This is a genomic window from Psychrobacter sp. 1Y6 (genome assembly GCF_052258385.2).
Classification (GTDB): domain Bacteria; phylum Pseudomonadota; class Gammaproteobacteria; order Pseudomonadales; family Moraxellaceae; genus Psychrobacter.
Window position 1 is genome coordinate 1,227,081 of record NZ_JBQQEW020000001.1, and the last position, 13,763, is coordinate 1,240,843.

13 protein-coding genes are annotated in these 13,763 nt (G+C 40.7%); 10 read left to right on the forward strand and 3 right to left on the reverse strand.

Translation table 11 applies throughout. The annotated features are described in order from the left end of the window. Positions 1-71: 71 nt before the first annotated feature. The 5 genes from ACTXGF_RS18905 to ACTXGF_RS18925 all read left to right on the forward strand — a co-directional run bounded on the left by ACTXGF_RS18905 (position 72) and on the right by ACTXGF_RS18925 (position 6,243). Positions 72-2,261, forward strand: coding sequence for a 3-hydroxyacyl-CoA dehydrogenase NAD-binding domain-containing protein (locus tag ACTXGF_RS18905; RefSeq protein ID WP_443533652.1), 2,190 nt, complete (start codon positions 72-74; stop codon positions 2,259-2,261). Then, positions 2,254-3,393, forward strand: a complete 1,140-nt coding sequence (locus ACTXGF_RS18910; RefSeq protein WP_443533650.1) for a CaiB/BaiF CoA transferase family protein — start codon at positions 2,254-2,256, stop codon at positions 3,391-3,393. Before ACTXGF_RS18905 ends, ACTXGF_RS18910 begins: the two co-directional genes overlap by 8 nt. Positions 3,394-3,696: 303 nt before the next feature. Beyond that, positions 3,697-4,401: a hypothetical protein gene (locus ACTXGF_RS18915; RefSeq protein WP_443533648.1), complete on the forward strand. Its 705-nt coding sequence runs from the start codon at positions 3,697-3,699 to the stop codon at positions 4,399-4,401. Positions 4,402-4,713: 312 nt separating this feature from the next. Continuing rightward, complete coding sequence (gene rluF / locus ACTXGF_RS18920; RefSeq protein WP_443533646.1) at positions 4,714-5,718, forward strand: 23S rRNA pseudouridine(2604) synthase RluF; 1,005 nt, start codon at positions 4,714-4,716, stop codon at positions 5,716-5,718. An 81-nt stretch (positions 5,719-5,799) separates the two neighbouring features. Continuing rightward, entirely contained in the window at positions 5,800-6,243 is a 444-nt protein-coding gene (locus ACTXGF_RS18925) for an SRPBCC family protein (protein WP_443533644.1), read from the forward strand. A gap of 76 nt (positions 6,244-6,319) precedes the next feature. On the opposite strand, the gene ACTXGF_RS18930 is transcribed toward ACTXGF_RS18925, so the two are convergent. After that, positions 6,320-6,631 (reverse strand): DUF1244 domain-containing protein, encoded by a 312-nt coding sequence (locus tag ACTXGF_RS18930; RefSeq protein WP_427568082.1) that lies wholly within the window; start codon positions 6,629-6,631, stop codon positions 6,320-6,322. A 998-nt stretch (positions 6,632-7,629) separates the two neighbouring features. Beyond that, positions 7,630-7,704: a pyrroloquinoline quinone precursor peptide PqqA gene (gene pqqA, locus ACTXGF_RS18935; RefSeq protein ID WP_075107140.1), complete on the reverse strand. Its 75-nt coding sequence runs from the start codon at positions 7,702-7,704 to the stop codon at positions 7,630-7,632. 455 nt (positions 7,705-8,159) lie between these two features. On the opposite strand from pqqA, the gene ACTXGF_RS18940 reads away from it, so the two are divergent. Both ACTXGF_RS18940 and ACTXGF_RS18945 read left to right on the forward strand, forming a co-directional pair. Next, the gene (locus tag ACTXGF_RS18940) at positions 8,160-8,588 is read left to right on the forward strand and encodes a DUF2231 domain-containing protein (protein WP_443533642.1); all 429 of its coding nucleotides are present in this window, start codon (positions 8,160-8,162) and stop codon (positions 8,586-8,588) included. Continuing rightward, positions 8,585-9,880 (forward strand): PQQ-dependent sugar dehydrogenase, encoded by a 1,296-nt coding sequence (locus ACTXGF_RS18945; protein ID WP_443533640.1) that lies wholly within the window; start codon positions 8,585-8,587, stop codon positions 9,878-9,880. Before ACTXGF_RS18940 ends, ACTXGF_RS18945 begins: the two co-directional genes overlap by 4 nt. 800 nt (positions 9,881-10,680) lie before the next feature. On the opposite strand, the gene ACTXGF_RS18950 is transcribed toward ACTXGF_RS18945, so the two are convergent. Next, complete coding sequence (locus tag ACTXGF_RS18950; protein ID WP_443533638.1) at positions 10,681-10,974, reverse strand: hypothetical protein; 294 nt, start codon at positions 10,972-10,974, stop codon at positions 10,681-10,683. Between the two features lie 249 nt (positions 10,975-11,223). Between ACTXGF_RS18950 and ACTXGF_RS18955 the strand changes: the two genes are divergently transcribed. The 3 genes from ACTXGF_RS18955 to ACTXGF_RS18965 all read left to right on the forward strand — a co-directional run bounded on the left by ACTXGF_RS18955 (position 11,224) and on the right by ACTXGF_RS18965 (position 13,542). Then, positions 11,224-11,592 (forward strand): hypothetical protein, encoded by a 369-nt coding sequence (locus tag ACTXGF_RS18955; protein ID WP_298810882.1) that lies wholly within the window; start codon positions 11,224-11,226, stop codon positions 11,590-11,592. 193 nt (positions 11,593-11,785) lie between these two features. Further along, positions 11,786-12,208: a hypothetical protein gene (locus ACTXGF_RS18960; protein ID WP_443533636.1), complete on the forward strand. Its 423-nt coding sequence runs from the start codon at positions 11,786-11,788 to the stop codon at positions 12,206-12,208. A 425-nt stretch (positions 12,209-12,633) separates the two neighbouring features. Further along, complete coding sequence (locus tag ACTXGF_RS18965) at positions 12,634-13,542, forward strand: LysR substrate-binding domain-containing protein (protein ID WP_443533634.1); 909 nt, start codon at positions 12,634-12,636, stop codon at positions 13,540-13,542. The last annotated feature ends 221 nt before the right edge of the window (positions 13,543-13,763 follow it).

Below are 13,763 nucleotides of genomic sequence, written 5' to 3' on the forward strand. Positions count from 1 at the left end.
TTTTCTCTAAAATAGACTAAAAAATAATTAGACTAAAACGCAATATACAAAGAATCATTTAAGGGATAAAAATGATGACAAATAACCAGACAGCAGCTAGCGTAATAGCCATTAATGAATTAGAAAACTTCTCTGCCCAGCGTGATGACGATGGTGTCGTCACTGTCACGATTGACCAAAGTAAACGCAAAATGAATGTCATTGGTGATGGTTTTATGGAGTCGTTCGCCACGATAGTCGATAGTTTCATCAATGATGACGCAGCCACAGGCTTAATTCTCACATCGGCCAAAGAATCCTTTGTGGTTGGCGCAGATATCGATCAATTGAACCAGATAAAGACAGCCGAGCAAGCATTTGTAGTGACTGAAGAATTAAAACGTAGTTTGCGTAAGCTTGAGACCTCAGGCAAACCTGTGGTCGCTGCTATGACAGGAACCGCATTAGGCGGTGGTTTAGAGTTGGTACTTGCCTGTCATTATCGTATTGCCATTGACACGCCTAAGACCAAGCTTGGTTTGCCTGAGGTAAAATTGGGCTTGCTACCTGGTGGCGGTGGTACGCAGCGCTTACCAAGGTTGGTCGGTATTCAAGCAGCACTGGAGCTGATGACGCAAGGCAAAGAACTTCGCGCTGCTGCTGCAAAAGACATTGGACTTATTGATGCGACTTCTACTGATCAAGCAGATATGCTGGAGCAAGCAAAAGACTGGATTCGAAATAATCCAAGTGCGCAGCAGCCATGGGATAATAAAGGTTTTAAAATTCCTGGCGGCGATAGTAAGCATCCAAAAGTAGTTCCTATATTCTCTATCGCCCCAGCCATGGCCAATCAAAAGTCACATGGCAACTATCCAGCGATTACTCACATTATGTCTTGTGTGTTTGAAGGATGCCTAGTAGATATCGATACAGGGCTTGAGATCGAGTCGCGTTATTTTGCCGCTTGCGTACTGTCCACTGAATCTAAAAACATGATTAACACCTTATGGACTCAGCTGAATAGCATCAAAAAAGGTCAGTCTCGTCCTCAAGGGTTTAAACGTACAACCACCAAAAAAGTCGGTATCTTGGGCGCTGGCATGATGGGCGCAGGCATTGCTTATGTCACTGCCAAAGCAGGTATAGATGTCGTTTTATTGGACACAGAGATTGTCAATGCTGAAAAAGGCAAAGCGTACTCTGCCAATATTTTGGATAAAGCCATTAGCCGAAAGCGTGCTACCGAAGAGAAAAAACAAGCCCTCCTAGAACGCATTACGCCAACAGTTTCTTACGATGATTTGGCAGATTGCGATCTTATTATCGAAGCGGTGTTTGAAAACCGAGAAATCAAAGCAAAGTGTACCCAGCAAAGTGAAGCAGTGATTACAAACACGGCCGTCTATGCTTCTAATACCTCAACACTACCAATTACTGGACTGGCAAAAGCCAGTACGTGCCCAAACCAGTTTATCGGTCTGCACTTTTTCTCCCCAGTAGATAAGATGCCGCTGGTTGAAATTATCATGGGCGAGCAAACCGACGATGCGACATTGGCCAAAGCTTTCGATTATGTTGTACAAATAGGTAAAACGCCTATCGTCGTCAATGACAGTCACGGATTTTATACCTCGCGTGTATTTGGTACCTATGTGTCAGAGGGCATTGCGATGCTAGGAGAGGGTGTGCATCCGCGTAGCATCGAAGTTGCCGGACTGAAAACAGGTATGCCGATGCCGCCCTTAGCATTGCAAGATGAAGTGTCATTGAGCCTCGCATTGCATGTTAGCGAACAGCAGCAGCTTGATATGGCAGCCGAAGGTAAGTCAATCGTAGTGCGTCCTTCTTATGACATACTAAAAACACTGGTCAATGAGCATGGGCGCGAAGGTAAGAAAAATGGCAAAGGATTCTATGACTATTCAACAGAGGGTGATAAATATCTATGGCCTGAGTTGGTAAATTTATACCCACCAAAATCAGAGCAACCCTCGCAGCAAGATTTGGTTGATCGCCTGATGTTTATTCAAGCCAATGAATCTGCCAAATGCTATGAGGAAAATGTCGTGCGCTCAGTTGCCGATACCAATATAGGGTCTATCTTTGGATGGGGATTTGCCCCGCAGCATGGCGGTACGCTACAGTTTATCAATGCAATGGGTTTGGACGAGTTCATCAAACGTAGTCATGAGCTGGCGGCAAAATATGGTGAGCGTTTTGAGCCTGCTCAAATCTTGCTAGATATGGCAGCCAAAGGCGAGGCGTTCTCTGATGACTGACATGCATGTATCAAATCATGATCAAATGGCGGACTGTCTACAAGGGTTACGAGTGATCGATCTGACTCGTAACTTGCCGGGGCCTTTTGCTACGCGTTTGCTAGCAGATTTGGGCGCGGACGTCCTTAAAATCGAACCCAAACAAGGTGATCCTGCTCGGGTATTTGGTGAGCTGTTCGCAGCTCTAAACCACGGCAAGACTACCGAAAAATATGACTTTCATGATCCCAAAGCGATTGAGGCTATAAAAGCACATCTTAAAGAAGCTGATGTGATGCTAGATAGCTTTCGTCCAGGTGTCTTGGCAGAAATGGGACTAGATGCTAAGACCCTACATGTCATCAACCCAAAGCTAGTAATAGTGTCAATCACTGGCTATGGCGTAGCAGGCAATTACGCAAAAGAAGGTATTTACTTAGAAGATGCTGACTCAGAAGATGGTTCTGAAGTGACTTATGACTGGGCGGATAAGGCAGGTCATGATATCAACTTTATGGCTATGAGCGGTGTACTAGATCAGTTAAAAACATCTCAGGGTGAGCAAGCCATGACCAATATCCAGTTTGCGGATTTGGCAGGTGGTAGTGACACAGCCGTGATAGCCCTGTTGGCTGCTGTACTTGCCGCCCAACATACGGGCAAAGGGCGACACATTGCTATTAGCATGACGCACAGTTTGTACAACCATATGGTCATGCCAAAGGTAACAGGCAAACTGATTAATAGCCTTTCAGGAAATGGCTTAAACGACACTCTACTGCCGCAGCATGACTTTTTGGGTGGTGCATTGCCATGCTATCGATTGTACCAAACCGCTGACCAGCGCTATATGGCAGTTGGTTCCTTAGAGTTAAAATTTTGGCAAGGGCTATGTGAGGTATTGGAGTTGCCAGCGCTTAAAGCAATACACTGGCAGCTTGGTATCATGCCCAATAGACCTGAGAGTGAAGCCGCGACCAACACAATCGCGGAAAAATTCGCCAGTCAAACGCTTGAGCATTGGCAACGTGTATTTGCAGCAAAAGATGTCTGTGTGACCCCTGTGCTGAGTTTACATGAAGCCAAAGCCCACCCTTTATTTGCACATCAAGATGAGCATCATGCGACGTCAGGGTGGCAGCAAGTGAATTAATAATTGGTATGTAAGTAGTTCTAGAGAAAAGAGAATATTGGATTAGCCTTTGAAAACGATATCAAGATGCTGCTGGCTAGAATCGTCTTTTTAGTCTGTATTATTCTGACTGCCTGTCTAAAGTAGAGTGATTGAACTTGTATATTTATAACTGTCTATCTAAAATTGCCTGAATAAGAGACAATACGCCCATAAATCCTAAAGTCTTAGGGTATTAAAAAATAGTAGCACGTTCAAAGGCTCTTAGAGATTGAGCAAAACAGACATTTAATAAATTTAACTTAAGCAAAAAGGCAGTTCTGAATGACCAAACATAACCCGTATAATTTTTTACCTTTGCAGCCAACAGGTAGAAACGAGACCAATACTGCTAATACCTATGCTCCTGAAGATATGATTAACATATACGAGCAGCAGTTTCTCATTCAAGTGCCAGAAGAAGAGCTGACCAAGTTTTTGCCAGCGTTAAAAGCATTCTATGATATCGATAACCACACCTTAGATGTCAGTGCCATTATTTTCGATGCAATTGCAGACTCTGCTATCATTTATAATCATAAAATCAAAGTCGGTAACTATCAAGTATTAGGTGAGTTGATAGAAGAGGCGATTGAATATGATGAAGACAACAAAAGTGATGAAAGCGCTGAGAGTGAAGAGATTCAAGCTTATACGTTAGAGTGCCAACGTACATTTTTCATCAATGATGTAGAGATACCTTATCATTTCAACCTGTTTATTTATGGCGACGGTTATTCTACTTTGACCAAAAAAGAAACTGTACTAGAAAAAATGTACTGGTTTGTTAGAGGTAGATTTGAAGAGGATTTATTAGATGACACTGAAGATAATGACAGCTTAGAGTCTATTAATGCGCAACTGGCCAGTTTAGGTATTCGTGAAATGGATCTGACGACTGTAGATGAGATAATCAGCTATGTAGAAGGCAGTATCATTGACGATCCCATGGTGGACGAGCTTAATAAACTGTTGGATGATGCTGAGTAGTGTGGAAGATAAGTTAGTAGAGTAATCAGCAAAAGAACAGATTTGAAAAATTATATAGCTGAAAAACTAGAAAAAAGCCCCACTGCTCGTATGATGAATGGTGAGGCTTTTTAAATTATTAACCTCATAAATAAGTTGTTTCGACATCATCCAAAATCACATGACGCGATACATTTCTAGGCTTTTACCCATCTCTCATCAAAGGGTCAGTCGATTTCCTATATAATGTGAGCTATTTCGTTATTGTTGATCCATTCAATTTAGGCTTTTTTCTTAGCAAAAAATGCTTCTTATCAGGTAAAACGGTGCTTTATGTTCAACGCTTCCTCGACTCGTTTAAATAAATACATCAGTGAAAGTGGTATTTGCTCTAGGCGAGACGCTGACCGCTTTATTGAACAAGGTAATGTATACATCAATGGCAAACGTGCGTCGGTCGGTGATCAGGTGGTTGCTAGTGATGCAGTAAAAGTCAACGGGCAGCTTATTGAGCCACGAGAGCCTGATGACTTTATTTTTATTGCGTTGAATAAGCCAGTGGGCATTGTGAGTACTACAGAAAGCTCTGAGAAAAACAATATTGTCGATTTTGTGCGACATAGTTTGCGTATTTTTCCGATTGGCCGTTTAGACAAAGATTCTCAAGGTTTGATCTTTTTGACTAACAATGGCGATTTGGTCAATAAGGTATTGCGTGCTGGTAATAACCATGAAAAAGAATATCTAGTTACAGTAAATAAGCCGTTAACTGATAGTGTTATCGAAGGTTTGGCGGGCGGTGTGCCGATGCTTGGCAAGATGACCAAAAAATGCCCAGTGACTAAAGTAGCTCCTAATGTCTTTAACATCACTCTCGTTCAAGGTCTGAACCGTCAAATTCGCCGTATGTGTGAGCACTTTGGCTACGAAGTCGTCAAGCTTGAACGTACGCGGATTATGAATGTAAGTCTCAAAGGTCTTCCCGTTGGTGACTGGCGCGACTTAACTCCAAAAGAACTGTCCGTGTTACTTAAATCTGTAGAAGATTCCTCTTCGCAAGACAATCATGCGGGCAAGAAATCTCGCAATGCACCACGAAAAAAACCTCGTGTTGATGTTTCATCAAAGTCAAAACCACCTACAAAATCAGCAGGGGCAGCAAAGGGGCGTAACAAATATGCCAAGGATGATGCTAAAAAACCAGCAGGTTCTAAAGGTAGGGATGGACGTCCTACTGGTCGTGGTAAGCCGTCAGGGGGTAATGGTAAGTCTGGGGGCAATGGCAAACCTACTACAAATGGCAGGCGTCCTTCAAAGGGACGCGGCTCTTCACGGTAATAATTTTTCACAATGTGACGGCTATATTTATTTGTAAAATAGCCGTAAGCTAAATAAATTTAGTTTTAATGAGATAATATTATGTTTAAAATAAAAGTAGAGCGCATTGTCAAAAAACCAATTGATGAGGTATTTGAAGCACTGAGTGACCATGCCAGTTATGGCTCATTTAAAGCGGTGGGAGTGGCTAAGTTGGTGAATGAAGGTGACGAGGAGCGCAATGGCGTCGGAGCTTTACGTAGCATTCAAACGGGACCTGTTAAGTTCTGGGAGCGGATTACAGCGTTTGAGCGTCCTACTCATATGCAATACCAAATCGAAAATTCTAAACCTATCAAAATGCGACATGATAAAGGTATCATTGATTTAAAAGACTTGGGCGATGGCACCACACATGTGACTTGGGTATCTGAGGGTCGATTGATTGTACCATTGCCATTAGTCGGTCGCCTATTTGACCGTCAAATGCAGAAACAAGGAACCATAGGGTTTAGTAGCATACTCAAATCTATAGAAAGCCGCTAATCTAGCGGCAATGTTGGGTTTTTTTGATATTACTCTCTAGTGGTGGCTTATTTTATTTGAGCTATCATTGTCAGTTTCAATCCGCTTTTTTCTTAGCAGCTTCAATCTCGTTAAAACGCGCTAGCTGCTCTGGCGTTGCTTTCTGTTGATATTTCTCTTTCCACTCAGCATAAGGCATACCATAAACAAGCTCACGCGCATCCTCGTATTCGATTTCGATACCACGCTCTTCACCAGCCGCTTTATACCATTTAGATAAGCAATTACGACAAAAGTCGGCAAGGTTCATTAGCTCAATATTTTGTACATCTTTACGTTCGTCTAAATGAGCTAGTAAGCGACGAAATGCCGCTGCTTCTAGCTCAATGTTTGATTCTAATTTTGCCATAATATTTTCCTAATTGTAGTTGAGCTACTTCTAAACCAACATGATACTAACGACATAAATATTGCGCAACCTATGTCATTAATTAGAATGCACTGTAGTGATAGTCAACCACTAATAGTACTCTGTATTCTTCTAATATCAATTACGACTTGTCATCAATTAAATCAAAAAATACGAGAAGCCAAATGGGTAGAGCTCATAAAACAAAGGGCTAATTTATCATATCAAGTACAAAATGTGTGATATAGCTTCATCTTTGTAAAGAAATTCTAAATTAATTAGCGTGCCTTATGAAGCTATCGATTGAATTTTTGGCTGAGGTAATTGACATACTTGGCTAATAGGCTTTGCAACATATTGTGTTGTGCTCTTTAACGATAGAAACCTCTATTTATTATATGGATCATTATGGTGAGCAGAGCAGAGCAGAGTGATGCATAGTCTCTAATTACCAGAATCGTCAATTTTAAATTGCCAAACCTTTCAATCTTAAAAGCTTTTTTTGGATCAATTTGACGGCATTGCAAATCGTCGTGCCAGTGCTTCAACAATGTTAATAAAAGGAGTCTTGTCGTTAGATCTTGATAGACCATGTTAGTGCGTCAAACAAGAATCGAACAATCTTCACGCAGGGTTAATAGCCCCGCCACATGGTCACGCTGACTGTCTGTCAGGACCACATTGATGATGTCAGTATTTCTCAATTAACGTGCTAGCTTTAACGACTTAAATTCAAACATTTGCTGACTAGTGGCAACCTAAAGATTGAATAAAATCCAATCTTTAGAATTTTATGATATGGCTATCGAAGATTGGGTGCAGGTCTTTTCCTGTATGATTCCTAGCCGAATATCGTGATAGTTATGGCAATTGCAATTCTGGGTCGGAAAAAGCATATCAGCAGAAGAATCTAAAACATAAGTAAAAATAAATCAGTATTTCCAAAAAAAAGCCCTAGTGATCTAGGGTTTTTTTAATGGATATAAGTTTAGTAAATTTTAACGGGCTTCGAAATACATAGTAATTTCAAAACCGATACGGATGTCTTGAAAAGCTGGTTTGGTCCACTGCATGAGATTGCTCCTGAATGATGTTACTAGTTGATAGGCAAGATTAATAAAAGGAATGCCTCATGCTATTACAACCTGACCCCTGCTGTCAATTTATTAGATGTTAGCTTGGAATATTTTAGCTATGAAGTTTATCAGCAATAGCAAAGTATACTTATGTTTATAAATAAAAACCCCTAATTGTGAAGTTAGTATTTGGAGATTGTCGATGCAGTACGCTAATTATGGACTTCAGATTCTGTAACTAAAAAAGGACTATAGCTAATGCTCATTTAAGAAATAATAACCAGCTTATGTTCATTAAATAACCAAAAAAAGATTGAAGAACTCTCTTGGCTTTGGTATGTTTCAAGCCATGCTTTCATTTCATGTAATTTGAATTCTATCACGCGTAGTTCGGGCCAGTACAATTAGTACGGTCGATCGAATCCTCATTTACTATCAACAAGGAAACTGCCATGACTAGTGCTGTTGCCCGACACTCCGGCACCGCGCTGCACCCGCTGCATGCGTTTTTTCTAGCCGGAATGGTGCCTCTGTTTATCGGGGTCTTACTTAACGATTACGCCTATTGGTCCAGCTACGAGCTTCAATGGAAGAACTTCGCTTCTTGGATGCTTATAGGTGCGCTGGTATTTAATGGTTTGGCCATGCTAGGCTCAATTTTATCTCTAGTTCGCGCTGATAAGCGCATGGGTACACCAATGGCTTATTTTCTGTTGCTACTGGTCACCTTTGTACTAGGTATCCTCAACTCATTTATCCATGCAAAGGATGTCTGGGCCAGTATGCCGACAGGGCTTATTCTATCTGTTATCACTGTCATTCTGGCCTGCATTGCAACCTGGATTGGCCTCACAAGCTGGCGCATTGGAGGTGCAAGATGAAATCACTCAATATCTTATCGATATCTTTTTTAGTCGCTGCTCTCTTAAGCGCATGTGGCGAAAATAATGTAAACGATGCAGAACAGTTAGGTGCCAATCCAACCTTGCCTGAAGCTCAACGCGGCTTATTACCTACTTTAAAAATAGCTGAGCCAGCAGGTTGGGGTGATAACCGACCTATAGTGCCGTCAGGTTATAAAATCACAGCCATTGCCACTGACCTTCAGATTCCACGGCAGACGCTAGTTTTGCCCAATGGTGACATACTGATTGCTGAGGGCAAGGGTGGTGGTGCACCCAAGCTACGTCCTAAGGACATTATTGCTACTTATTTCAAGGCTAAAGGTACTACATCCGTTAAAGGAGGCAACCGTCTGACTCTTCTGCGCGACAGTAATGACGACGGCACTTACGAGACACGTACTGTATTCGCCGAGAATCTGAATGCGCCTTATGGTCTTGCACTAATCGAAGACCAACTGTACGTTGCCAATCAAGATGCGGTAGTGCAATTCGATTATCAGCCCGGACAGACCACCGCTAGTGGACCGCCACGCAAACTCACCGACCTGCCTAGCATGGTCAATCATCACTGGACCAAGGCGATGACGGCCAGTCCGGATGGGCAATTCCTGTACGTGGGCATTGGTTCCAACAGCAATATTACTGAAAACGGACTGGATGTAGAGGCGGATCGCGCTATGGTCTGGGAGATCGATGCCAAAAGCGGTGCTCATCGACCTTATGCAACCGGTCTGCGTAATCCAACGGCGTTAGCTATACTGCCTGGTACTAACCAGTTATGGGCCGTGATCAACGAACGTGATGAGCTCGGCCCACGACTGGTACCTGATTACTTGACCTCAGTTCAAGAAGGTAAGTTTTATGGTTGGCCTTACAGCTACTGGGGACAAAATGTCGATCCGCGGGTCAAGCCGCAGCAACCCGATATGGTAGCCGCCGCGATTGCTCCAGACTACAGCCTTGGGTCGCACAAAGCTCCTTTAGGTATAGCGTTCTCAACGACAACCATGGGCAGCAAGTTCAGCGAAGGCGCATTCATCGGTGAGCATGGCAGCTGGAACCGCTCAGACCCAGCGGGCTACGACGTAGTGTTTGTCCCTTTCAGCAACGGGAAACCAGCTGGGGACCCAGTTAACTTTGTCACTGGATTTCAGGGAGAGAATGGCAAAACCTTTGGTCGACCAGTAGGCGTGACAGTGGATCCAAAAGGGGCACTCATCGTTGCCGATGACCTTTCTAATACCATTTGGCGGGTGACACCAAATTGATAAGCAGCATGTAGGAAACCTTCTACGTGGGTTGCTTTTACCCATGTAGAGTTATCAAATAATAGCTCTCCTATCATTAGCAGAGCGAAATAGACTATAGCCACGCCGGAGGTGTTTTCAGAAAATCGTTACGTCTATTGCTTTTTGCTTGTATGAAGGGAGGAATGGTCTGATCTGTATAGTTTTTATACCCTGATTACGGAGTCTCAGGCATGTAGCCAATCTGAGACGTTAGGGCTTGAATGGCTGACTATATGAAGGGGTAGTCGTCTTCTACCTCTATAAACAATAGGTGCTTTTTCATTATAGTTTGATTGGTCAATTAGATATAAAAACGCTGTAGCCCCTGAAAATTGGACAAAAAAAAGCCTCACTACCTATTTAAGGAGTGAGGCTTTTAGTGCTTTTTCAAGCCATATTTGGAGCGGGAAAAGAGATTCGAACTCTCGACCACTACCTCTGGCGTATCTATGGTGAAAGTCGAGTTTGATATGCATACAGAGGTTCGAAGTGATATCTATAAGTACTTAATTGATGAGTAGAAAAGTAAGATTTATTGCTTGAAATTTCTAATGGTTTTGAATAGATTATTTTAATCTGCTAAGCCTATTCTACAATAAGCTTAGCTGCCTAGATTTTTTTAGTGATAACGAGTGTAGTGGCATAATAGGCCTTGATAAACATGAGGAGTTTAGCAGTCTGTTATAATTAGTTCCATTATACTAGTCTGTTTTAAGTGGTCTGTTGATAGGTTTAGAGTGTAAAACAGCTGGTTCCGTTGGGGTATAACCTAACAGAACCTATTGAAATAGCTCATCTAGTTTTACGACAGCATCATCATATTCTTTGCCTGGATCTAGAAATGCTGTTTTAAATGAATAGTAATCTGCCAAAAACTCCAATGAGCATCCGCCTAAAGATTTTGCTTTTTCCATAAGCTTCATTCTAGAATCAAAAGGTATATACCATAAGTCATCTTCTAATAAGCACTTAACTAACATATCAACATCGGAGCATCCTTCTACTGCTTTGTCAAAGCTACTTAGAACATCTCTCCACGTACCAATATCTGAATTTACTTCCGCTTCATACATTTCCCTAATTTGTGCACTAATTCTACAGATATTCACTTATACCTCTACTTAAGTTCCAGAAAATAAATATCCAAATATATCTATAATACAGCTTAAAATATCCTAAACATAAGCTACGATAGAGAGATTGCAGAAGCTAACTTAGTAATTTTTAATCAATGACCTCATAGGCATTAAGATTATATCTAAAATCTGCTGTTCGATGCCTGTATAGCGCATCGATCAATATGACCCAGAGGTAATAAAGTAATGATCAAACAAAAAAGTTTTAAACCTTATTCATCAGAAATATTACCAGTAGGATTCGTTTATCCTGCTGCTTACATCCAATTGACAAAGAATACAGAAACAGTCAAGTCTGATGAATATTTTCAATGGTGGTTCTTAGACTCTACAACTGAAGGAGCCAAACTATCATATAGTCTTAGAAACAATAAAATTAAGGATTTTAACTTAGTTCCATTCGCTCAAAACAGCGAATGGATGGCTTACTTTGATGGCGATGATTGTTCAGGTGATCCAAGAGTAATAGTAGTTGATCTTACTGATTTGCCTTCATTCATGATATTCGAGAATTTTAATGAATGGCTTACTAAAGCTGAGCAGGATTACTGGTGATAGCTAATCTTAAGCTTGATAAGCTAACGTTTTGTACACCATGAAGTACACTGTGACTATCTCAGCAAGTTAAAACGTTGATACCATCATCCTACAGCCTAGTGTTCAAGTCCTCACTAGGGAACCGAAATTTTAAAAGCGAAGGTATGCCATTTTGAATAAGGTGTTTTAGTCAGAATAGGAAAAATAATACATGAAGAAACTAGCTCCTTTCTCAGAAATGGTTGGTACTTCCAACCCAGTAATAAATTCAAAAGAATTTCCAAGTGTAAAAACTAAAGTTAACAAACTATCAAATATTGATATAGATACTGTTTATAAATATTTGATAAATGGCATAGAAGTAATAGAATTTCTATCGCCTGATCTAGATATCATTGATAGTAAAATTACTGTGCGAACTAAGGTCTTTACTGATGGTTGCTATCTCTGGACAATGATGATTCCTCATTTAGTGAAAAATTATAAAGTGTCATTATCAGAAGAGTTCATGCATTATTTAAGAAAACAGAATACGTATGCTAATCAATATGATAATGGTCGTATAAAACAAATACTGGACAGTCTCAAAGGTAAAAAAATTGATAGTTATGTGAAGTTTAGTGATGATGAATGATTAACTTATTTTGAGTACTTTAGCATTCATTTTCCGTAAGAAACGTTGTAGGAATATGTCCCCATAATGATGTTAAGTCACTACCTTTTCACCATCTAAAATAGGCGTTAAAAAACGGCTTAGAGCAGCCCTTTTTCCCATAACGGACGTTATGGGAAATGGATCTAGAACCAAAAAAATCCGTTCATAACAGTGGACCGTCCCGGGGCTATCATATTCTCTCAGAATGTTCGAAGTGGAACTAGAATGCAGATGGGTTTTAGCTATAAAACGCCAAGACAAGTGTAGTTTGATTATTATCGCTAGGCTGCGTCAGTAAAATTTCCCAAGCTAATGACTAGAAGATTGACAGCATAGGTCAACCCGAGTAAAACAGAATATGTTTTTACACTCTAAATCATATGGTACACAAGAATAAATAAATTATGAAAACTGAAATCAAAACTCCACTAGCTTTTAGGAAGTATCCTTCAACGACTGCTTTACAGTGCTTTGAGACGGCAGCTCGACATTTAAGTTTCACTAATGCTGCGCAAGAAATGCATATGACTCAAAGTGCCGTTAGTAAGCAGGTTTCTCAGCTAGAAGAGATGTTAAATCTTTCTCTATTTTACCGTACACCTCAACGAATATCTTTAACACCTGCTGGAAAAGCTTATTACATCGAAGTTTTAGGTATTCTTAAGCATATTGAATTTGCGACTACGAACTTGATGTCACATAGTAGTAATACAGAAGTACTTAAAGTAGTAGCACATCCAACTTTTTGCTCGCGCTGGTTGATTCCTACATTGAAGGGATTTAGTAAAGAGTATCCGTTAATTACATTAGATATCAAGGAAGAAGTTTGTCCATTTTTTCCTGAAGACCAAAATGTCGATATCGCTTTTTTGTATGGCGATGGTGTTTGGGGAGGAATGGAAACTATAAAATTGTTTGATGAATATTGTGTTGCAGTTTGTCAGCCTGAATACCTACAGGACAAATCTTTGTGTCTTGATAATTTAGATGCATTTACATTATTGCAATTAAGCTCCCGCCCTAGTGCATGGTATGAGTATTTTAAACAGCAAAGTATCAGTGTTGATGGAACATTTAGAGGGCCAAGGTTTGATACTTTTCATGCCTGTATTGCTTCCGCTTTACTTGGATATGGTATTGCCCTCGTACCGTTACGTTTGGTAGAACCGGAGCTGAAACTAGGAACATTAGTAACGGTGTGGGATTATGAATCAAAGGGTAGAGGAGCGTATTATATGTCTTATCCTTTATCATTAGGCAATTCACATAAAGTGAAGGCTATTTCAGAATGGATTACAGAGTCTATGGCTTGATGTTTTTTTTAGCATAAAGGCAGGCTAGTTCACTCTTTCAGTGGAATACATGCTGCTTAATTTTTATACAAAAAAATCTAGGTTTACGCCTGGATTTTTTTATTCAAATTTCAAATAACAGTCGTACTGACGAAAAGGAATGAAAGCACAACTATTATTCGTTTGCTGAGCGCATCAGGTTTTGCTGAAATGAGGGTCACATTTAAGGAAGATAAGAGACT